Consider the following 20,380-nt stretch of genomic DNA (forward strand, 5'->3'; position numbering starts at 1 on the left):
AACCGCATTGTCTTTACTTCACCATTGAAGTGTCAATAGTAAAGTACGAGGGGTTTACGCGGATCCCGCGACAGGGGGTCTAGCGCCGCTTGTGTGCCACGATGCCCATGGTGCGGGCAAGATTGTCTTCCGCGGTGGCGTAATCGTGCTGCGCCACCGCGACGAAAAGGGCGTCGATGATGTTCAGTTGCGCGATACGGGCCGCGGCGTTCTCGCCCATCAGCGGTGAACCCTGCGCGGTTGAATACAGGACCGCGTCGGCGAGCCCGGCGAGCGGCGAATCCGGGTAGTTGGTGAGGGCGATGATCGCCGCGCCGCTTGCCTGAGCGGCCTTTGCCGCCTCGATCAGGCCCGCCGTCTGGCCCGAATGCGAAACGACGAGAACGACGTCCTGTCCGGAGAGCAGGGACGCCGACATCAGCATCAGGTGCGTATCGTCGTACGCGGTTGCCCGGATGCCGATGCGCAGGAACTTGTGCACGGCGTCGCGGGCGATCTGCGCCGATCCGCCGAGTCCGTAGAAATCGCGCTGGCGCGCGCCCGCCAGCAGCGTGACGGCGCGTTCGAACGCTTTCAGATCGAGAATCGCCAGCGTTTCTTCGAGTGCCTTGATCGCCGTGTGGAATACCTTGGTCACGATCTCGCCGGCGCTGTCGGTAGGAAGCAGCTCCTTGTGCATCTCGTTCACGGGCAGACGGTTGTACGCGGCCACCGACCGACGCAACTCGCGGAATCCGGTGAAGCCCAGCTTTTTCGCCGTTTTGACGACCATCGCCTCCGACATGCCGACACGCTCGGCCACGTCCTTCAACGGTGTGGTATCGAGAAAGCCGGGATCGAGAATGGTACGCACGAGATTGTTTTCGAGCGGCGTGAGCGCAGTGGTCATCATGCGCAGCCGGGGGCCGATCAAATGCACGGGGGACGTGTTGGTCTGCATTGAATTCATCACCGGTAGACAATCAGTAAAGTAAAGGCAAAATGCGACCGGCTATCCAGTTGCGAAGGCTGTACTTTACTATGGAATTTTGTAGGGTGAATTCTGGGAGGATGGCGATGCGCTATTGCATGTCATGTACGGGCGCGCGGGGTGCAGACCCGCTACAATGGCCGCAGGGCAGCCCGTCGCGCCCCGCCTGTCTCCGCTACAAGCCCGTCCCGCCATGTTTATTTTTTCGAAATACCGCCTTCATCCCGCCCTCTGCCTTTTCGCGGGTGCGTTCGCCGTGCTGCAGGGGTGCGGGAGCACCGCGAAGGATGCCCCGTTCCAGCCCGAACTCTCCACCGCGGACATCAGCCCGTACGCGCGACATTTCAACGTCGGTGAAGTCGACGCCTGCGAGGCCGCGCGCCGCGCGATGCTCAGTCAGGGATACACGACCAAGCTGACCACGCCCGATTCGGTCGATGCGAACAAGGAGTTCCAGCCGAGCAGCGACATGCACGTCTCGGTCGCCTTTCACATCGTCTGTACGCCTGGCGAAGCGTCGGGCGGCACCAGCGTGGTGTACGTGAACGCCATCCAGGACAATTACGCGCTGAAAAAGAGCGATACGTCGGCGAGCGTCGGTTTGAGCGTGTTGGGGTCCGTCTCGTTGCCGATCCGTTCGAGCAACGATTCGATGGTGAAGGTGTCGAGCCAGACGATTCCCGCGGGTCCTTTCTACGACCGCTTCTTCCTCCTGGTCGATCACTATCTGAAAACCGTGATCCGCAGCCGGCCCGTGAGCAACGGCGGGATCGTCAGCGGGCCGCTGCCGGCGCTCCCGGTGCTTCCCGAGCCCAGCCTGCCTGCCGTCACCGCGCCCTGACCGGGCAGGGGCGCCCGGCCTCGGGAAGCCGCGGTCAGGCGGCGATGAGACCGCGCACGTCGAGCAGATCCTGGATCACCCGCACCGGCTGGCTCAGCCGCGCCAGCACGTCCGGCTCCAGCCGGTAGCCGACGATCTGCACGCCGGCCGCCAGCCCCGCCTCGATGCCCGCGACGCTGTCCTCCACCAGCAGGCAATCCCGCGGTGCGACGCCGATCGCCCGTGCCGCGTGCAGGATCAACCCCGGCGCGGGCTTCCAGCTGCCGACCTCGTAGGCGCTGAACACCAAACCGTCGAAATACGGCGCGAGCCCGGCGGCGCTCAGGCAGGTGTCGAGCTTGTCGCGCGGCCCGTTCGACGCAACGCATTTCGGCAGCGTCAGCGTGCTGACGAGTTCCAGCGCGCCGGGCATCGGCAGCAGTTCCTGCGCATAGCGGGTCCGGCTGCGCTCGCGAAATTCGACGGTGAATTGCGGGATTCCCGTCAGCCCCCTGTCGGCGGCAAGCAGGCCGGCGAATTTCGCGAACTCCGAGCCGCGGAAACGTTGCAGCGCTTCCTCGTAGCCCATCTCGATGCCGCGCTCCCCCAGCAGTTCGACGACGACCTGCGCGGAAAGCGTTTCGCTGTCGACCAGCGTGCCATCGCTGTCGAAGATGATGCCCTGGATCATGCCGGGTCCGTGCGCGCTGCGCCGTCGGTCGGTCCGTCGGCCGAGCCGTCCGTCCGGACAGCGCCGGTCAACCGGGCGGCGAGTTGCGCTTCGGTCGCGGGTGCGCCCATGCGCTTTGCCGCGTCGAGCGCGGTGACGCCATTGGCATCGGTCGCATCGGGGTTGGCGCCGTGCGCGATCAGCAGGTCGACGATCTCGGTGCGATTGAACATGGCGGCCATCATCAGCGCGGTGCGGCCGTCGGCCGACGCGCCGTCGACGTCGGCACCGTTCGCCAGCAAGACCTCGATCACATCGCGATAACCCTTGAATGCAGCCCCGGCGATCGGCAACTGGCCGTTGTCGTTGCTCAGGTTCGGGTCGGCCTGCTTGCTCAGCAGCACGCGTACCGCCTCGGCATGCCCGTGATAGCTGGCGAGCATGACCAGACTGTCGCCCTTGTCGTTGCAGAGGTTCGGCGGCAGACCCTTGTCGATCAGGCGCCCCAGCATCACGGCATCGCCGCGGCGGGCGCATTCGAAGACTTCGTGGGCGAAATCGATCGCCTGTTGATCCGGACCGGAGGACGGCGCGACCGCGCCCGCGGGCGGCGTCGAGGGAGGTTTTTCCTGCATGGATTGCTCTCGAAAAAAGTAGGACCGCGTCGACGGCGGGTTATTCGGGCGTGGCGTACTGCGCGACGACGGCGGCGATCTTGCGGCCCGCGGCGTAATGCAGCATATGCCCGACGCGCGGCAGGATCCGCAGGTCGCTGTGCGCCATCTCGCGGTGCAGACGCATCGACTGGCGACCGGGATCGACGACCCGGTCGGCGTCGCCGGTGAAGATCGTGGTCGGCTGCATCACCTCCCAATAGCGGCGCCGCATCTTGAACGCCGCCGGCACCATCATGCCGCCGTCGGCCGCGGTCGCGCCCACCTGCGAGGGGCGCGCGCGCATGCCGCGCGGCACCAGGGCTTCGAATTTCGGCGCCACCGCGTGCGGCGAGAACATGCGCCGGTTCATCAGGCGCGACAGCAGACGCGTCGCCAGCGGCACGACGGTATTGTTCAGCACCGGTCCGACGAGCGGTAGCGCCTGCAGCCCGAACAGCGTCTCGACGCGCGGCGTCGGATAAAAGTAACCGCCCAACAGCACCAGGGCGCGCACCGCTTCCGGCGATTCGATGGCCAGCGCCATCGCCACGGAGGCGCCGAGCGAATGGCCCACGACCACGGCGTCGTCGATATCCAGCACATCGAATGCGGCGCGCAGTATCGTCGCCTGCGCGGACGGGGTCCACACGCGGCCGGCCGGCCGGCTGCTGTAGCCGAAACCGGGGCGATCGAAGGCGATCACGCGATGCCGGCGCGCCAGCAGGTCGAACAGGCCGCTGGCGACGAAATCGGTCGCCTGCGTGCCGTTGCCGTGCAACAGGACCACGGCCGGGCCCTCGCCTTTTTCAAGGTAATGCAATCGCGCGCCCTCGACCTCGACGAAGCGGCCGGAGGCCGGCGCGCGGCGTTCGGCCCGCTCCGCCTGGCGCCGGTTCCAGGCCGCGGCGCCCGCCAGGGCCGTACCCGCGACCAGCGCGGCACCAATCCAGGGAAGGCGCGAGGGGCGCTGCAAGCGTTCAGTCATTCATCCGTCTCCATTGATCCTTTCATTTCGCGCGCCCTCTCATGCAAAGGTCGTTCCATGCCGCGCGAGCAGGCGTTTCGGCCCTCCACACGGCGGGGCGCGCTTGCCACTTCGCAGAATTTACCGAGATCCGGCGCAGTCGTGCGACGAATTTACACTTTGATGCGATTCAGTGCGCCTGCTCGCCGTCCTCGACATCCCCCTGCGTGCCGTCGTCGCAAATCACGCGCGTACGAATGAAATGCGGGTCCAGCCCCAGCTCCTCCAGCGCCGCCGACGACGGCGAGCGGTCCAGGTCCGTGATCACGTAACCCATTTCGCCACGCGTTTGCAGTTGCTGCGCCAGGATGTTCGCGCCATTGGTCGCGAATACGGTGTTCAGGCGCGCGAGCGCGCCGGGCGCGTTGCCGTGGATGTTGAGCACGCGGCATTTGCCCACCAGCGGACCCGGCGCGATTTCCGGGAAGTTCACCGCGCCGGTCGTCGCGCCGGTGCGCAGATAGCTGACGAGCTTGGCCGCCACCTCGATGCCGATGTTTTCCTGCGCCTCCTGCGTGCTGCCGCCGATGTGCGGCGTCAGGATGACGTTGCGCGCGCCGCGCAGCACGCTTTCGAACGGCAACTGGTTGTTGGCCGGCTCCGTGGGGAAGACGTCGATCGCCGCGCCGCCGAGATGTCCTTCGTCGAGCGCCGCCTTCAACGCATCGATATCGACGACCTTGCCGCGCGAGGCGTTGATCAGCACCGCCCCCTTCTTGAATTTGCGCAGCAGCGCGGCGCCGATCATGCCGGTGGTGGCGCCCGTGGCGGGCACGTGCAGCGTGACCGCGTCGGCACTGGACACCGCGTCGGCGAGCGTTGCCGCCGCACGCGCCACGCCCAGCCCCAGTTTCGCCTGCACGTCGTAATAGACGACCCGCATGCCGAACGACTCCGCCAAAACGCCCACCTGCGAGCCGATATTGCCATAGCCGATCACCGCGATCGTCTTGCCGCGTGCCTCGAACGCCCCCGCCGCGCCCTTCGCCCAGACGCCCGCGTGCGCGAGCGCGGTCTTCTCCGGCACGCGGCGCATCAACAGCACCGCCTCGGCGACCACCAGCTCGGCGACCGAGCGGGTGTTGGAGAACGGCGCGTTGAACACCGGCACGCCCGCGGCGGACGCGGCCTTCAGGTCGACCTGCGAGGTGCCGATGCAGAAGCAGCCGACGGACAGCAACTGCTTCTGCGAGGCGAAGTCCGCGGCGACCAGATGCGTGGCCGAGCGGATGCCGAGCAGTTCGGCGCCGTCGAGCGTGCGGTGCAGTTCCTCGCCGAGCAGCGCGGAGGCATGGCGGCGCACGTCGAGCCTGGCGTCGTCGAGCAGATCGGACGCGGTGGTATGGATACCTTCCAGCAGCAGAATGGATGTCGTGGACAAAAGCGTGTTCCCGGTGTGGGGCCGGTGGAATGGCCCGGATTCAATCAGGCGCATGGGTTAACATGCGGTGATACCCGACAGACTACCTCAGGAAGCCCCCCGCATGCATTCGGACCTCTTCAATCAGTCATCGGCGGATTGGGCGGTGGACCCCCGCAGGACGTTCGACGCCTGGCTTGCGTCGCGCCATTTTCGCGGTTCGTCGGCCGATGTCTACCGCGCGCAGTTCAACCACTTCCTGGACTGGCTGGGGGAACGCGGCAAGACCCTGATGAGTACCGAGCCGTCGCTGATCGACGAGTTCGTCGGCACGCTCGACGTCAAGCGGCAACAGCGCGCCCGCTATCTGCGCATCATGGAGCGGGTGTTCGACGATATGTTTCAGGAAGCCGCCACGGCAGGCAATCCGGCCCGCCCGGTCGCGCGTTCGGTGGACGCACCCTGGACCGACACGCGTTCGAACGCGCCGACCGGCTTCCTTTCCGACGGCGAGCGCGACCGGCTGTGGCGCGAACTCGCGCGCGCGGTCGAGGAGGACGTCACCGCGATGGCGGACGCGGCGGACGGGAAAGACGCCGCGCACGCGCCGGCCGGCAAGGGCCGCGCCGATCCGCGCCAGCCGATGCACTGGCGCGATGTGCGCGACCGGGCGCTCGCGGCGCTGATGCTGGGCTGCGGGCTCAAGCTGAGCGAGGCCGAAACCCTGACGTGGCGCTGCGTGCTGACCGGCGACGCGCGCGTGCTGGTGGAAGCGGCGGACCCCCGCTACTCGCGTTACGTGCCGGTCCCGCCGCTGGCGCTGCACATCGTCGAGCGCTGGTTCGCGGCGCGCGCGCTGGCCGAGGTCGGCGGTGACCTCGTGTTCCCGGCGGGCCGGGGCGGCAAGCCGATGCACAAGGCCACCGTCCTGCGCGCCATCGACGAACTCGTCGCGCGCGCCGGCCTGCTGGGGGTACGTACCGCGCGCATCAGCCCGCAGACGCTGCGCAACGCCTACGCGGCGACCCTGTTCGAGGCGGGAGAGCCGGATGAACTGCTGGCCGAACGGCTCGGCTTCGCGCAACTGGTGTCCTCCAGGCGGCTGCGCACCGCCTGGCTCGACTGGCAGCGCGCGACTGCCCGCAACGCCGCCATCCGGCTGGCCGTCGCGCAGGCGAACGAGGGGGGGTAAGGAAACGCCGTGCCGTGACACGCCGCGCCGTCAACGCGTCCAGCGCGCGACGTGGAATGCGGCGGCGGCCGCGGCCGTACGCGTTTCCACCCCCAGCTTGACGAACACCCGCTCCAGATGTTTGTTGACGGTGCGCGGCATCATTTTCAGGATCTGACCGATATCGCGGTTGGTCTTGCCCCGCGAGAGCCACAGCAACACTTCCGCTTCGCGATGCGTCAGGCCGAAGCGCGCCTCCAGGCCGGCGATATCGCGCCGGTCCGCATGCTCCTCGAAGATCAGGATCCAGCTGCCCCGGCTGGCCGCGCCCGCGATCCGCGCGACCAGCCGGTCGCCATCGGGCAGGATGCGCGTGAATTCCACCGGCTCCTCCGCGGGCCTTTCCCCCAGTTTCTCCCGTACTTCACCCCGTATTTCACCCCGCAATGCGCCCTCGTGGCGGGCGAGCCAGTCGCGCAGCGGATCGGGCAGGCGCGCGAGCGGCGCCGGCTCGCCGGGCGCAGGGGCCGCGCCCCCTGCCCGGCCCGCGGCCCCGATATCCGGAAAGAAGTGCGCCAGTTGCGCCGGCGCTTGCGCGCTATGCCACTGGATCTCGCCATGCCGGGTCGCGATGACCGCCGCCCGCGAACTGAGTTCGAGCACGAGGTCCGCGTGCCGCTGGCTCGCCGCGCGGCGCACGTGCGCGGTCACCCGTGCGACGACTTCGTCGGGTCGGATCGGTTTGGTCACGTAGTCGATGCCCCCCACGCGAAAACCGTTGACGACATGCTCGGTCTCCATCAACGCCGTCATGAAGATGACCGGGACGTGCCGGTACGCGGCGTTCGCCTTGATGCGCTCGCAGGTTTCGAAACCGTCCATGCCCGGCATGATCGCATCGAGCAGGATCACGTCCGGCAGGATGCGCGCCATGCGCTCCAGCGCCGAACCGCCATCGCGCGCGACCAGCACCGCATAGCCCGCGCTGTCCAGCGCACGCGACAGCAAGGCGAGGTTGTCCGGCGTATCGTCGACGATCAGCACGACCGGCTGGCCCGGCGGCAGCGAAACCTGCTGTTCCGGCGGAAGCACGACACGCACCGGTGGCGGGCATGGCGATCCGGGCGGCGTCGTGCCGCGCCCCGCTGGCGGGCGCGGCGGTTCAGGCGGCATCATGGCGGGCCTGCGCGGGAGGAAGCAGCAGCGCTTCGAGATCCGCCAGCCTGAAGCGGCCGGCGGCTTCCCGCAGCGGCGCGAGCGTCGGGCCGAGTTCGGGCGTGGCGCGCCGCGCCGCGTCGAGACAGGCGATGAAACCCTGCATATAGCCGAGATCGAGGTGCCGGCGCAGGTCCGCGAGAAGCGCCTCGGGCAGCGGCGCCGGGGGGGCGGGAGCGGATGTCCGGCTCGTTTCCGGCATGGCGGCGTCGCCCGCCACGCGAGCGCGGGCCGGACCGTCCGGCACGTTGCCGCCCGTCGCGCTCGACAGGGCCGAGGCGGGGACCGGATCACGCGCGTCGGTGCGCCATTCGAGCCGCAACAGCGACGCGATTTTCTCGAGCAGCAGCGGCACGCGCACCGGCTTCGCGAGGTAGTCGTCGCACCCCGCCGCCGCGCCGCGGCTGCGGTCGCCGTCGAAGGCATTGGCCGACAGCACCAGGATGGGCGCGGCGCTCAGCCGGTTCTGTCGGATCAGACGGCTGGCCTCGAACCCGTCCATCACCGGCATCGACACATCCACGATGATCAGGTCCACCGCCTGCAGCGCCAGCAGTTGCAGCGCCTGCGGGCCGCCCGCGGCCTCCATGACGGAAAAACCGAGCGGCGTCAGCATCCGCGCGATCAGTTGCCGCTGCTCGGTCAGGTCGTCGACGACCAGCACCGTCTTGCGCGGCCCGTGATAGCCCAGCACGTCGTGCGGGTGCGCGGCGCGCCGGTGCGGATCGTGCACCTCGGGCAGGAAGAGTTGCAGCACGAAACAGGTGCCCCGGCCCACCTCGCTTTTCACGTCGAGCGTGCCGCCCATCATCTCGGTGAGCAGGGTGCAGATCGTGAGACCCAGGCCCGTGCCGTTGTCGTTGCGCCCCGCCGACGCGCCGCGCTCGAAAGGCAGGAAGATGTTTTGCAGTTGTTCGTCCGGGATGCCCGCGCCGGTATCCTCGATCTCGAAGCGCGCCAGCCCCCATGCATAACGGATGCGCAGGGTGACGGTGCCGTGCGCGGTGAAGCGCACCGCGTTGCTGAGCAGGTTGATCAGGATCTGCCGCACGCGCTTGTCGTCGGCCCGCACTATCCGGGGCAGACAGCCCTGCGTGAGCACGCTGAACGCGAGGCCCTTTTCCGTGGCATGCGGACGCATCATCGCGCTCAGTTGCGTCACCATCTCGGGCAGCGCCACCTCCGCGACGTCGAGCTGCAGCTTGCCCGCCTCGATGCGCGCGATGTCGAGCAGACCGTCGACCAGCGCCAGCAGGTGTTCGCCGCTGCGGTAGATGGTGGCGATCGCGTCGCGCTGCCCGATATCGCCGCCCTGCCCGCCATCGGCGCCACCGGTGCGCAGCAATAGCTGCGCGTAGCCGAGAATGCTGTTCAGCGGCGTGCGCAGTTCGTGGCTCAGCCCGGTGACGTAGCGGCTTTTCGCGCGGTTCGCGGCATCCGCCGCCGCGCTGGCCTGCTGCAGGCGCGCATCGGTGACGCCATGCGCGGCGATTTCCTGCAGCAGCAGCGTGGTCTGCCGGCGCGTCTCTTCGAGGCTCACCGTACGGGTTTCGCGGGCCAGCACCAGCCACCAGACGCCGATGCACGACACCAGCGCCAGCGCGAAGAACACTTTCACATACCCGCGCGCGAGCACCGCGAAGGCGAACGGATCGGTCAGCGACAAGGTCGTCGCGCTCTGGTAGTACACCAGGTAGAGCGCGCCGCCGAGCACCGTCAGCGCCACCGACAGCGATGCGACGTACAGTCCGATGCGCCGGATCCGCGGCGTGAGCGTCAGCCACGGGAAGGTGCGCGCCAGCACCGCGGCCACCTGCGCGCCGAGCCGCGCGTGCGGCTTGCAGACGTCGCCGCAACGCGAGTCGAGCGAACAGCACAGCGAGCAGATCGCGCCGGCATACGCCGGGCAGTGCGCCATGTCCTCCCGCTCGAAGCGGTTCTCGCAGATCACGCAGCGCAGCGTCGCGCCGCCCGGCAGGGACGCACTGTCGCGCGCGACGTAGAAACGGCCGTGCGTGGCGATGGCGATCGCCGGCGCGCAGACGAACGCCACGAACAGCGCGACGAACGGCGTCAGGGCCTCGCAGACGGCGCCCAGACAACCCGCGCGCGACAAGGCGGCGCAGGCCGTGGCGATGGCCATCGCGCCCACGCCCACCGGATTGACATCGAACAGGTGCGCGCGCTTGAATTCGATTTCGCGCGGGCTGTATCCCAGCGGCTTGCTGATCACCAGATCGCCCACCAGCGCGCCGATCCAGGCGATCGCGACGTTCGAATACAGCGTCAGCACCTTGGTCAGCGCGCCGAACACGCCCAGTTCCACCAGCAGCAGCGCGATGAGCACATTGAAGACCAGCCAGACGACGCGCCCGGGATGACTGTGCGTGAGCCGCGCGAAAAAATTCGACCAGGCGAGCGACCCGGCATACGCATTCGTCACGTTGATCTTCAATTGCGACACCAGCACGAACAGCGTCGTCGCGCCCAGCGCCATCTGCGGCGAGGCGAACACGTAACGGAAGGCCACCAGGTACATCTGCGTGGGCTCGACGGCATGCGTCGTGTCGATCTCGTGCTGCAGCGCGAGGAACGTCAGAAAGGCGCCGCCCAGCATTTTCAGCGCGCCGGGCACGATCCATCCGGGGCCGGCCAGCAACATCGCGCACCACCAGCGTACGCGGTTGCGGGGCGTACGCGGCGGCAGAAAGCGCAGGAAGTCCACCTGTTCGCCGATCTGCACGACCAGGGCGAAAACCACCGTGCACGCGGCGCCGAATGCCACCAGGCTGAACTCCCGGCCGCTCGCGCCGGTGCCGGCGAACGTGGTCCATTCGGCGAACAGGCGCGGTTCGCGGATCGCGATGGCCAGGTAGGGGGCGACCAGCAGCACGACCCACAACGGCTGGGTCCAGCTTTGCAGACGGTTGATCAGGGTGATGCCGAAGGTCACGAGCGGCACGATCGCCAGCGAGCACAGCAGATAGCCGAGCGCCAGCGGCATGTGACAGTACATCTGCAATGCCAGCGCCATGATGGCCGCTTCGAGCGCGAAGAAGATGAAGGTAAAGCCGGCATAGATCAGCGACGTCACCGTCGAGCCGAGGTAGCCGAAGCCGGCGCCGCGCGTGAGCAGATCCATGTCGACGCCGGAATTCGCCGCGTGATAGCTGATCGGCAAGCCGGTGAGGAAGATCAGCAGCGACACCGCGCCGATCGCCAGCACGCTGTTCAGAAAACCGAAATTCAACGCCAGCGAGCCGCCGATGGCCTCCAGCGCCAGAAAGGAAATCGCGCCCAGCGCGGTGTTCGCGACGCGGAACTCGCTCCATTTGCGAAACAGCCGTGGCGTGAAACGCAGGGCGTAGTCCTCGAGCGTCTCGTCGGCGACCCACGCGTTGTAGTCGCGCCGGACCTTGACGATGCGCTGGGTACCGATGGCGGGCATCGTCGCGCCGGCCGCGTCGGGGGCGGCATGCAGGGCGCGGGCGGCACGGCTGGAAGGGGGGGCGGAGTCCATGCGGCGATTCTAGCCCGGCAAATAAACACCGCATGTACGTCAAAGCGCGTATTGCCGCGGATGTTTCGGCTGCTTAAATTTTGCCGGCGACGAACCTCACCCGACCCCAGGAGACACCCCATGCCCCACGACGACCAGAACGACCTGCCGGACGCCGGCGCCGCAGACAGCGAAAGCGGCAACGCGGCCGGCGTCGGCGCCGCAGGCGAGGCCACGCCGTTCTCGCGCCAGCGGCGCAGATTGCTGATGGGCCTGGCCGCCAGCCCGGCGCTGTCGGTGCTGGGCGCGCCGCGTTTCGCCTTCGGCCAGACGCCGCCGACGTCGCAGGTCAACACGACGAAACTGGCGGTCACCGACAAGACCGTCACCGTGGGTCAGCTGCATTCGTCCACCGGCACCATGGCGATTTCCGAGACCGGCTCGATCCAGGCCGAGCGGCTGGCGATCGCCGAGATCAACGCCGCCGGCGGCGTGCTCGGGCGCCAGATCCAGATCATCCAGGAAGACGGGGCCTCGGACTGGCCGACCTTCGCCGAGAAAGCCAAGAAACTCCTGGAAAGCGACCACGTCGCGGCGGTGTTCGGCTGCTGGACGTCCGCCTCGCGCAAGGCCGTGCTGCCGGTTTTCGAGCGCGACAACGGCCTGCTCTATTACCCGACCTTCTACGAAGGGCTGGAACAGTCGAAGAATGTCTTCTACACCGGTCAGGAGGCCACCCAGCAGATCCTGTGGGGCCTGAACTGGGCGTCGGAAACGAAGAAGTCCAAGACCTATTTCCTGGTCGGCTCCGACTATATCTGGCCGCGCACGTCGAACAAGATCGCCCGCAAGCATATCGAGGCGCATCTGCACGAGAAGGTGGTCGGCGAGGAATACTACCCGCTCGGTCAGACCAACTTCAATTCGCTGATCAACAAGATCAAGATCGCCAGGCCGGACTGCATCTTCGCGAGCGTCGTCGGCGGCTCGAACGTCGCGTTCTACAAGCAGTTGAAAGCGTCCGGCATCACGCCGGAGAAGCAGTTCCTGCTGACCATCTCGGTGACCGAGGACGAGGTGCTGGGCATCGGCGGCGAGAATTTCGCCGGGTTCTACTCGTCGATGAAATATTTCGAGTCGCTCGACAACGAGAACAACAGGAAATTCGTCGCCGCCTTCAAGGCCAAGTACGGGCCGAAATCGGTGATCGGCGACGTGACCCAGGCGGCCTACCTCGGCCCCTGGCTGTGGAAGGCCGCCTGCGAGAAGGCCGGCAGCTTCGATGTCGACAAGGTCGTCGCCGCCTCCCCGGGCATCGAACTGAAGACCGCGCCGGAAGGCTACGTGAAGATCCACCCGAACCACCACTTGTGGAGCCGCACCCGGATCGGCCAGGCCCAGGCGGACGGCCAGTTCAAGGTGGTCGCCGAATCGCCGCAACTGATCGAGCCGAACCCCTTCCCCAAGGGCTATCAGTGATCCGTGCGCGCGGGCAAACCCGCGCGCCAGCGCTTTTCCCACCCACGTCGACCGAGGCATGCCGCCATGAGCGCGAGCGATATCCTGAATATCACGATGATGCAGGGCTTCGCCGGCCTGAGCCTGTTCAGCGTCCTGCTGCTGATGGGGCTGGGACTGGCGATCATCTTCGGGCAGATGGGCGTCATCAACATGGCGCACGGCGAATTCATGACGATCGGCAGCTACACCGTCTACGTGCTGTCGAAGTTCGCCGAAAGCCTCGGGCCGCACGCGGTCGCGGCCTACCTGCCGCTGGCGATCGTCGCCGCGTTCGCCGTCGCGTTCGCGTTCGGCTGGGTGGTCGAGTGGGTGCTGATCCGGCATCTCTACAAGCGCCAGCTCGATACCCTGCTCGCCACCTGGGGCCTGAGCCTGGCGATGCAGCAGATGTTCCGCTCGTCCTTCGGCCCGAAGGAAGTCAGTCCGACGCTGCCGGACTGGCTGATGGGCGCCTGGAGCGTGAAGTCGGGTCTCGATATTCCGATCAACGGGCTGTTCGTGATGTGCCTGGCGATCCTGCTCACCGTCGGGGTGTTGCTGGCGCTGCTGCGCTCGCGCTGGGGACTGCGCGTACGCGCCACCGTCAACAACCGCACGATGGCGAACGCCGCCGGCATCGACACGAATCGCACCGACCGGCTCACCTTCGCCATTGGCTGCGGCATGGCGGGCGTCGCGGGCGCGGCTTTCACGACGATCGGCTCGACCGGTCCGACCAGCGGTTCGCTCTACATCGTCGACGCCTTCCTCGTGGTGACGTTCGGCGGCGCGGCCAATCTGCTGGGCACCGTCGTCTCGGCCTTCGGCATCGCGCAGACCCAGTCGGTCGCCGAATTCTTTCTCACCGGTTCCTCGGCGCGCGTGCTGACGCTGCTCGCCGTGGTGGTGATCCTCATGCTGCGGCCGCAGGGCCTGTTCCCGTCGAAGGTGCGGCGTAGCTGAAAACCGAACCCGCTCCACCCGTTGCGTTTCATCCGCAGCCGCCACCCGAACCCGCGTCTCTCCCGGAGCCGATCCATGGATCGCGTCATCGATTCGCCCCAGCAAGCGCCCACCGCGCGGCCATTCCGGTTTCGCGGCTGGCGCGGCTACACCAGCCTGTTCCTGCTGGCCATCGTCCTGCTGGTCCTGCTGCCGCTGCTGCTCGACATTTTCCGGCTGAATCAATTGGGCATGTATTTATGCTATGCCTTCGTCGCCGTCGGGCTGGTCATGGCCTGGGGCTACGCCGGGGTGCTCAGCCTCGGACAGGGCGTGTTCTTCGGCCTCGGCGGCTATTGCATGGCGATGTTCCTCAAGCTCGAGGCATCGGACCCCGTCAGTACCCGCATCCAGTCCACGCCCGGCATCCCGGATTTCATGGACTGGAACCAGATCACCGCGCTGCCCTGGTTCTGGCAACCGTTCCGGCATCTGCCCTTTGCCCTCGCCGCGGTGCTGATCGTGCCTACCGCGCTCGCTTTCGTGATCGGCTTCGCGATGTTCAAACGGCGCGTCGGCGGCGTGTATTTCGCGATCATCACGCAGGCCATCACGTTGATCCTGTCGGTGCTGATCGTCGGTCAGCAGGGTTTCACCGGCGGCATCAACGGCATCACCAACCTGAAAACGATGCTCGGCTGGGACATCCAGAGCAATTCCGCGAAGGTGATTCTGTATTTCGTCTCCGCGATCCTGCTGCTCGGCGCGATCTTCGCCTGCCGTCTGATCCAGACCAGCAAGCTCGGCACGCTGTTGCTGGCGATGCGCGACAAGGAAGACCGGGTGCGCTTCTCCGGCTACGACGTCGCCATGTTCAAGGTCTTCACCTACTGCCTGGCCGCCCTGCTCGCGGCCATCGGCGGTGCGCTCTTCACGCTGCAGGTGGGTTTCATGTCGCCCTCCCTGATCGGCATCGTGCCGTCGGTGGAGATGGTGATCTACGCGGCGGTGGGCGGCCGGATGTCGCTGGTGGGCGCCGTGTACGGCACCCTGCTCGTCAGCTTTGGCCGCTCCTTTCTTTCGGAGAGTTTCCCGAACCTGTGGCCGCTGTTGATGGCGGCCCTCTTCATCGGCGTCGTGATGGGTTTTCCGAACGGCCTCGCGGGTCTGTATGAAAGCCATGCCACGCCGCGCCTGTCGCGCTGGTTGCGCGCGCGGGGCGAGCGCGAAGCGACCCTACCCGTGGACAGGAGCCCGCAATGAGCAATACCGACTTTCTGCTGGCCATCGAGGATCTGAGCGTATCGTTCGACGGCTTCAAGGCGATCGACACGCTGAACCTCTACCTGGACCGCGGCGAACTGCGGGTCGTGATCGGCCCGAACGGCGCCGGCAAGACGACCCTGCTCGACCTGATATGCGGGCGCACCGCGCCGACGCACGGTTCGATCAAGTTCAAGAACCAGGAGATGACCGTGCTGCCCGAATTCAAGATCGTGCGCGCCGGCATCGGCCGCAAGTTCCAGACGCCGTCGATCTACGAAAACCTGAGCGTCTTCAAGAACCTCGAGGTCTCGTTTCCGCGCGGACGCGGCGTGTTCGGCGCGCTGGCGTTTCGCTGTACGCCCGACGTGCGCGAACGCATCGAGCAGGTCGCGGAGGAAATCGGCCTGGCCGCGCTGTTGATGAGCGAGGCCGGCCTGCTCTCGCACGGACAGAAGCAGTGGCTCGAAATCGGCATGCTGCTGATGCAGGACCCGGAGCTGCTGATGCTCGACGAACCCATCGCCGGCATGAGCGTGCGCGAGCGGGAAATCACCGCCGAGCTGCTCACGAAGATCTGCCGGGACCGCTCGATGATCGTCATCGAGCACGACATGGAGTTCGTGCAGCGCATCGCCCACAAGGTCACCGTGCTGCACCAGGGCAAGATCCTCGCCGAAGGCCAGATGGACGCGGTGCAGAACGATCCGCGCGTCATCGACGTCTACCTCGGCCACTAAGGCGTTCTGCACATCCACCGGAGACGCGCACATGTTCGACGTCAAGGACCTTTTCGTCAGCTACGGCCAAAGCGAGGTGCTGCACGGCCTGAGTTTCAGCGCCCGGCCCAACGAAACCATCGCCATCATGGGCCGCAACGGCATGGGCAAGAGCACGTTGTTCAAGTCACTGATCGGCGTGCTGCCCGTCAGGAGCGGCAGTCTCACGCTCGGGGGGGACAGCCTCGTCGGCATTGAGAGTTTTCGACGCGTCGCGCGCGGCCTTGCCTACGTGCCGCAAGGCCGGCAAATCTTCTCGTCGCTGAGCGTCGAGGAGAACATCCGCACCGGCCTGGAGAAATCCCGTTCCCGCGCCATCCCCGACGAAATCTACACGCTGTTTCCGGTGCTTTTCGAAATGCGGCACCGCAAGGGCGGCAATCTGTCGGGCGGCCAGCAACAGCAACTCGCGATCGCGCGCGCGCTGGTCACGGAACCCAAGGTGCTGCTGCTGGACGAACCCACCGAAGGCATCCAGCCGTCGATCATCAAGGACATCGCGCGGGCGCTGAACGAAATCCGGCGCCTGCGCGGCATCACGATCATCGTCTCCGAGCAGGTGCTGAGCTTCGCGATGGACGTCGCCGACCGGCTGATCGTCATCGAGGGCGGACGCTTCGTGCACGAAAGCACGCGCGACGCGATCGACGCCGCCCGCATCAAGCAGTTTTTGTCCGTCTGAGCGCAGTCCGTCGCGGTTCAGCCGTCCGCGCCGCGTTTTTTATCCTTTTTTCGCCAAGGAGCACGTCCATGCCCGATACCCTGATCAAGGTCGACCTCGACCAGTCCGCGTTCGACAACGAAAACGTCCACAACCGCTGGCATCCCGACATTCCGATGGCCTGCTGGGTCAAGCCGGGCGACGACTTCGTCCTGGAGACCTACGACTGGACCGGCGGCTTCATCAAGAACAACGATTCGGCGGACGACGTGCGCGACATCGATCTGTCGATCGTCCACTTCCTGTCCGGCCCGGTCGGCGTGCACGGCGCGCAGCCGGGCGACCTGCTGGTGGTCGATCTGCTCGACATCGGCACCAAGGCCGAGAGCCAGTGGGGCTTCAACGGCTTTTTCTCGAAAAAGAACGGCGGCGGCTTTCTCACCGAACACTTTCCGTATGCGCAGAAAAGCATCTGGGACTTCGAGGGCATGTTCACGAAGTCGCGGCATATTCCCGGCGTGCGCTTCGCCGGCCTGATCCATCCCGGCCTGATCGGCTGCATGCCCGATCCCGCCCTGCTCGAAACCTGGAACACCCGGGAAATCGACTTCATCGCCACGCAGCCCGAGCGGGTGCCGCCACTCGCCAACGCGCCGTTCGCCCCCACCGCGCACATGGGCAAGCTGACCGGCGCCGCGCGCGACGCGGCGGCGGCCACCGGCGCGCGCACCGTGCCGCCGCGCGAGCATGGCGGCAACTGCGACATCAAGGATCTGTCACGCGGCGCGAAGATCTTCTTTCCGGTCTACGTGGACGGCGCGGGTCTGTCCGTGGGCGATCTGCACTTCAGTCAGGGCGATGGCGAGATCACCTTTTGCGGGGCGATCGAAATGGCCGGCTGGGTGCATATGCGCGTGAGCCTGATCAAGGGCGGCATGGCGGCGTACGGCATCAGGAACCCGGTGTTCAAGCCCAGCCCGATGACGCCGAACTACAACGACTACCTGATCTTCGAGGGCATTTCGGTCGACGAGGCCGGGCAGCAGCATTATCTCGACGTCAATGTCGCCTACCGGCAGGCCTGTTTGAACGCGATCGAATACATGAAGAAATTCGGCTATTCGGGCGCGCAGGCGCATTCGATCCTGGGCACGGCACCGGTGCAGGGGCACGTCAGCGGCGTGGTCGACATCCCGAACGCCTGCGCGACGCTGTGGCTGCCGACCCAGATCTTCGACTTCGACATCAGTCCGAACGCCGCCGGGCCGATCAAGCGGAACATGGGCGGCGTGGACATGCCGCTGTCGCCGGATCTGACCTGATATGCCGACCTACGACTACGACTGCCCCCGCTGCGGCGTCTTCGCCGCGCTGCGGCCCATCGCCGCGCGCGACGCGGCCTTCGCCTGCCCGTCCTGCACGCAGGATGCGGCGCGCATCATCATCGCCGCGCCGGGGCTCGCGTCGCTGAGCGCCGCGGCGCGCGGCGCGCACGCGACGAACGAGCGCGCCGCGCACGAACCGCGCCGCTCATCGGCGCACGGCAGCGGGTGCGGCTGCTGCGGGCCGGTGAAATTTCCGCGGGCGGCGGAAGCGCCGGCCGCGCCGCGGGCGGCAGGCGGGCGGCCCTGGATGATCAGTCACTGAAGGGAGCGGGGTCGCGCCGGCGGCGTCGCGACCCCGCCGGCCGCGGGGCGACACCCGGAACATCACTCAAACTTATAACCAATATTAGATATCGCACTTTTACTTATTCTTTTTGGCTTCCGATAAAGGCGTCATGGGGTACGGCAACGCGTCACCCGCCCCCACCCTCCACCGCCCTCTTTTCCGGAGCACCGTCTCATGTCGGCCACGCCCGCATCGCCCAGCATGAAAAAGATCGCCGCCGCGAGCGTCATCGGCACGACGGTCGAGTGGTATGACCTGTTCGTCTTCGCCACCGCGTCCGCGCTGGTCTTCAACAAGGTCTTCTTTCCCGGCTTCGTGCCGCTGATCGGCACCTTGCTGGCGTTCGGCACCTTCGCCTCGGCCTATCTCGCACGCATCGCCGGCGCCGCGCTGTTCGGTCACTTCGGCGACCGGCTGGGGCGCAAATCGATGCTGCTCGTTTCGCTGCTCACCATGGGCGTGGCGACGTTCGCGATCGGCCTGCTGCCCGATTTTTCAGCGATCGGCGTCTGGGCGCCCATCCTCCTGCTCGGCCTGCGGATCGTGCAGGGCCTGGCGCTGGGCGGCGAATGGGGCGGCGCGGTGCTGATGGCGGTCGAACACGCACCCGTCAACCGGCGCGGTCTCTACGGCTCGTGGGTGCAGATCGGCGTGCCCGCCGGCACCCTGATCGCCAACCTCGCCTTCCTGGGCTGCAACGCGGTGCTGCCGAACGACGCCTTGCTGTCCTGGGGATGGCGCATTCCCTTTCTCGCCAGCGCGCTGCTCGTCGGCGTCGGCCTGTATATCCGCATGAACACGTCGGAGACCCCGTCGTTCGCCGCGGTCAAGGAAGCCGCCGCGCAGGTCAGGCTGCCGCTCGCCGAGGTACTGACCCGCAACTGGAAACAGGTGCTCCTCGGGGGCGTGGCGACGATGTCGACCGGCACCTCGTTCAACCTGATCGTCGCGTTCGGGCTGACATACGGCACGCAGACGCTGGGATTCACCCGCAACGCCATGCTCGCCCTGGCGCTGATCTCCTGCGCGGTCTGCGTCGTGCTGCTCCCGCTGTTCGGCCGTCTTTCCGATGTGGTCGGACGCAAACCCGTCATCATCGGCGGCATCGTCGCGGAGGCGCTGTTCGCGTTTCCGCTGTTCTGGCTGCTGGACACGCGTGCGTTGCCCTTCGCGCTGCTCGGCTATCTCCTGATGATGACCGCGTTCGCCGCGAACTATGGCCCGATCGCAACCTTCCTCGCGGAACTGTTCGGCACGAAGGTGCGCTATTCGGGGCTGTCGATCAGCTACATGCTCTCCGGTTTGCTCGGCAGCGCGGCAACGCCGGTCATCACCACGGCCCTGCTTTCCGCCACGGGCAAGGGCTCTTCGGTCGCGTGGTACATGATCGGCTCGGCGGCGCTGTCGGCGGGCGCGCTGCTGCTGCTCGCGGAAACGCTCGGCAGGGAGGCCCATTCGAATGCGGAATCCGGCACTCCCGCGGCGACCCCGGCAGCCCCCTCCGCAGCCCCCTCCGCCGCGACGCTTTCCTGATACGCCATGACATCGACCCCCATGGAATCTCCGCTCTTCGAACGCCTCGATGCCGTCAGTTTTCCGACGCTCGGGCACTTTCTGGAACGCGGTTTCGCGCAACCGGCAATCCGCGCGATGGTACCGAACGTGAAGATCGTCGGCCGCGCCGTGACGCTGAAGCTGGTCACGCCGGACGCGTTCGCGGTGAACCGGGCGCTCGCCGCGCTGAACGCCGGCGATGTGCTCGTGATCGATCCATGCGGCGACCACGCGCATGCGCCCGTGGGCGCCGTGACCGCGTGCGCGGCGCTGAACGCGGGCGCGAAAGCGATCATCGTCGATGGCGTGGTGACCGATCTGCTGGAACTGCGGGCGTTGGGCCTGCCGGTGTTCGCGCGCGGCACGAGCCTGCTCACGACCAAGCGGCTGGGCGCGCCCGGCAATCTGCCGGGGGTGCCGGTGACGTGCGGCGGGGTGGTGGTGAATCCCGGCGATATCGTCGTCGCCGACGACAACGGCGTGCTTTTCATGGATGCCTCGACCGCCGCCGCGGTGGTCGACCTGGCCCTGGCCTCCGACCGCGCGGAACCCGCGCTTCTTGCCCGACTGAACGCGGGCGAAGCGGCGCGCGACGTGCTGACCCTGAACCCTTCGAGCGATTGAT

At 67.0% G+C, this 20,380-nt stretch carries 18 protein-coding genes; 11 read left to right on the forward strand and 7 right to left on the reverse strand.

Annotation, left to right across the window (positions count from 1 at the left end; genetic code table 11):
* Window positions 1-79: 79 nt before the first annotated feature.
* Window positions 80-940, reverse strand: coding sequence for a MurR/RpiR family transcriptional regulator (locus tag OVY01_RS01160; RefSeq protein ID WP_267845004.1), 861 nt, complete (start codon window positions 938-940; stop codon window positions 80-82).
* 223 nt (window positions 941-1,163) lie between these two features.
* On the opposite strand from OVY01_RS01160, the gene OVY01_RS01165 reads away from it, so the two are divergent.
* On the forward strand, window positions 1,164-1,811 hold the full coding sequence (locus tag OVY01_RS01165) for a DUF2242 domain-containing protein (protein WP_349293477.1): 648 nt from the start codon (window positions 1,164-1,166) through the stop codon (window positions 1,809-1,811).
* 34 nt (window positions 1,812-1,845) lie between these two features.
* Here OVY01_RS01165 and OVY01_RS01170 read toward each other — a convergent pair whose 3' ends face one another.
* The 4 genes from OVY01_RS01170 to serA form a co-directional block, all read right to left on the reverse strand.
* Window positions 1,846-2,481, reverse strand: coding sequence for an HAD family hydrolase (locus tag OVY01_RS01170; RefSeq protein ID WP_267845005.1), 636 nt, complete (start codon window positions 2,479-2,481; stop codon window positions 1,846-1,848).
* Window positions 2,478-3,095, reverse strand: a complete 618-nt coding sequence (locus OVY01_RS01175) for an ankyrin repeat domain-containing protein (RefSeq protein ID WP_267845006.1) — start codon at window positions 3,093-3,095, stop codon at window positions 2,478-2,480. The genes OVY01_RS01170 and OVY01_RS01175 overlap by 4 nt, the downstream gene beginning before the upstream one ends.
* A 40-nt stretch (window positions 3,096-3,135) precedes the next feature.
* Window positions 3,136-4,101 (reverse strand): alpha/beta fold hydrolase, encoded by a 966-nt coding sequence (locus OVY01_RS01180; RefSeq protein ID WP_267845008.1) that lies wholly within the window; start codon window positions 4,099-4,101, stop codon window positions 3,136-3,138.
* Between the two features lie 169 nt (window positions 4,102-4,270).
* Entirely contained in the window at window positions 4,271-5,575 is a 1,305-nt protein-coding gene (serA, locus tag OVY01_RS01185) for a phosphoglycerate dehydrogenase (RefSeq protein ID WP_267845010.1), read from the reverse strand.
* 49 nt (window positions 5,576-5,624) lie between these two features.
* Here serA and OVY01_RS01190 point away from each other — a divergent pair, with 49 nt between their 5' ends.
* On the forward strand, window positions 5,625-6,692 hold the full coding sequence (locus OVY01_RS01190) for a tyrosine-type recombinase/integrase (RefSeq protein ID WP_267845011.1): 1,068 nt from the start codon (window positions 5,625-5,627) through the stop codon (window positions 6,690-6,692).
* Window positions 6,693-6,722: 30 nt separating this feature from the next.
* On the opposite strand, the gene OVY01_RS01195 is transcribed toward OVY01_RS01190, so the two are convergent.
* Together OVY01_RS01195 and OVY01_RS01200 are read right to left on the reverse strand one after the other, a co-directional pair.
* A complete protein-coding gene (locus OVY01_RS01195) occupies window positions 6,723-7,763 on the reverse strand; it encodes a response regulator (protein WP_267845013.1) in 1,041 nt (346 codons plus the stop codon).
* Window positions 7,764-7,833: 70 nt separating this feature from the next.
* Window positions 7,834-11,334 (reverse strand): hybrid sensor histidine kinase/response regulator, encoded by a 3,501-nt coding sequence (locus tag OVY01_RS01200; RefSeq protein WP_267847628.1) that lies wholly within the window; start codon window positions 11,332-11,334, stop codon window positions 7,834-7,836.
* A gap of 318 nt (window positions 11,335-11,652) precedes the next feature.
* On the opposite strand from OVY01_RS01200, the gene urtA reads away from it, so the two are divergent.
* The 9 genes from urtA (at window position 11,653) to OVY01_RS01245 (ending at window position 20,379) form a co-directional block, all read left to right on the forward strand.
* Window positions 11,653-12,864: an urea ABC transporter substrate-binding protein gene (urtA, locus tag OVY01_RS01205; RefSeq protein WP_267847629.1), complete on the forward strand. Its 1,212-nt coding sequence runs from the start codon at window positions 11,653-11,655 to the stop codon at window positions 12,862-12,864.
* Between the two features lie 66 nt (window positions 12,865-12,930).
* Complete coding sequence (urtB, locus tag OVY01_RS01210) at window positions 12,931-13,848, forward strand: urea ABC transporter permease subunit UrtB (RefSeq protein WP_267845014.1); 918 nt, start codon at window positions 12,931-12,933, stop codon at window positions 13,846-13,848.
* 75 nt (window positions 13,849-13,923) lie between these two features.
* Window positions 13,924-15,090: an urea ABC transporter permease subunit UrtC gene (urtC, locus tag OVY01_RS01215; protein WP_267845016.1), complete on the forward strand. Its 1,167-nt coding sequence runs from the start codon at window positions 13,924-13,926 to the stop codon at window positions 15,088-15,090.
* Window positions 15,087-15,830: an urea ABC transporter ATP-binding protein UrtD gene (gene urtD / locus OVY01_RS01220; protein ID WP_267845018.1), complete on the forward strand. Its 744-nt coding sequence runs from the start codon at window positions 15,087-15,089 to the stop codon at window positions 15,828-15,830. The genes urtC and urtD overlap by 4 nt, the downstream gene beginning before the upstream one ends.
* Before the next feature lie 31 nt (window positions 15,831-15,861).
* Complete coding sequence (gene urtE, locus OVY01_RS01225) at window positions 15,862-16,551, forward strand: urea ABC transporter ATP-binding subunit UrtE (RefSeq protein WP_267845019.1); 690 nt, start codon at window positions 15,862-15,864, stop codon at window positions 16,549-16,551.
* Between the two features lie 68 nt (window positions 16,552-16,619).
* Complete coding sequence (gene fmdA, locus OVY01_RS01230) at window positions 16,620-17,852, forward strand: formamidase (RefSeq protein ID WP_267845020.1); 1,233 nt, start codon at window positions 16,620-16,622, stop codon at window positions 17,850-17,852.
* Between the two features lies 1 nt (window position 17,853).
* Window positions 17,854-18,177 (forward strand): FmdB family zinc ribbon protein, encoded by a 324-nt coding sequence (locus tag OVY01_RS01235; RefSeq protein ID WP_267845022.1) that lies wholly within the window; start codon window positions 17,854-17,856, stop codon window positions 18,175-18,177.
* Window positions 18,178-18,375: 198 nt separating this feature from the next.
* Window positions 18,376-19,734: an MFS transporter gene (locus OVY01_RS01240; protein ID WP_267845023.1), complete on the forward strand. Its 1,359-nt coding sequence runs from the start codon at window positions 18,376-18,378 to the stop codon at window positions 19,732-19,734.
* 6 nt (window positions 19,735-19,740) lie between these two features.
* The gene (locus OVY01_RS01245; RefSeq protein WP_267845024.1) at window positions 19,741-20,379 is read left to right on the forward strand and encodes an RraA family protein; all 639 of its coding nucleotides are present in this window, start codon (window positions 19,741-19,743) and stop codon (window positions 20,377-20,379) included.
* Window position 20,380: the final 1 nt, after the last annotated feature.

The organism is Robbsia betulipollinis (assembly GCF_026624755.1).
Classification (GTDB): Bacteria; Pseudomonadota; Gammaproteobacteria; order Burkholderiales; family Burkholderiaceae; genus Robbsia; species Robbsia betulipollinis.

Coding starts and splice junctions, on each gene's coding strand:
- OVY01_RS01235 (WP_267845022.1), top strand. CDS start 17,854: ATGCCGACCTACGACTACGACTGCCCCCGCTGCGGCGTCTTCGCCGCG.
- OVY01_RS01245 (WP_267845024.1), top strand. CDS start 19,741: ATGACATCGACCCCCATGGAATCTCCGCTCTTCGAACGCCTCGATGCC.
- OVY01_RS01200 (WP_267847628.1), bottom strand. CDS start 11,334: ATGCCCGCCATCGGTACCCAGCGCATCGTCAAGGTCCGGCGCGACTAC.
- OVY01_RS01180 (WP_267845008.1), bottom strand. CDS start 4,101: ATGACTGAACGCTTGCAGCGCCCCTCGCGCCTTCCCTGGATTGGTGCC.
- urtA (WP_267847629.1), top strand. CDS start 11,653: ATGGGCCTGGCCGCCAGCCCGGCGCTGTCGGTGCTGGGCGCGCCGCGT.
- fmdA (WP_267845020.1), top strand. CDS start 16,620: ATGCCCGATACCCTGATCAAGGTCGACCTCGACCAGTCCGCGTTCGAC.
- urtE (WP_267845019.1), top strand. CDS start 15,862: ATGTTCGACGTCAAGGACCTTTTCGTCAGCTACGGCCAAAGCGAGGTG.
- OVY01_RS01165 (WP_349293477.1), top strand. CDS start 1,164: ATGTTTATTTTTTCGAAATACCGCCTTCATCCCGCCCTCTGCCTTTTC.
- urtB (WP_267845014.1), top strand. CDS start 12,931: ATGAGCGCGAGCGATATCCTGAATATCACGATGATGCAGGGCTTCGCC.
- urtC (WP_267845016.1), top strand. CDS start 13,924: ATGGATCGCGTCATCGATTCGCCCCAGCAAGCGCCCACCGCGCGGCCA.
- OVY01_RS01190 (WP_267845011.1), top strand. CDS start 5,625: ATGCATTCGGACCTCTTCAATCAGTCATCGGCGGATTGGGCGGTGGAC.
- OVY01_RS01170 (WP_267845005.1), bottom strand. CDS start 2,481: ATGATCCAGGGCATCATCTTCGACAGCGATGGCACGCTGGTCGACAGC.
- OVY01_RS01175 (WP_267845006.1), bottom strand. CDS start 3,095: ATGCAGGAAAAACCTCCCTCGACGCCGCCCGCGGGCGCGGTCGCGCCG.
- urtD (WP_267845018.1), top strand. CDS start 15,087: ATGAGCAATACCGACTTTCTGCTGGCCATCGAGGATCTGAGCGTATCG.
- OVY01_RS01160 (WP_267845004.1), bottom strand. CDS start 940: ATGCAGACCAACACGTCCCCCGTGCATTTGATCGGCCCCCGGCTGCGC.
- OVY01_RS01240 (WP_267845023.1), top strand. CDS start 18,376: ATGTCGGCCACGCCCGCATCGCCCAGCATGAAAAAGATCGCCGCCGCG.
- serA (WP_267845010.1), bottom strand. CDS start 5,575: ATGCGCCTGATTGAATCCGGGCCATTCCACCGGCCCCACACCGGGAAC.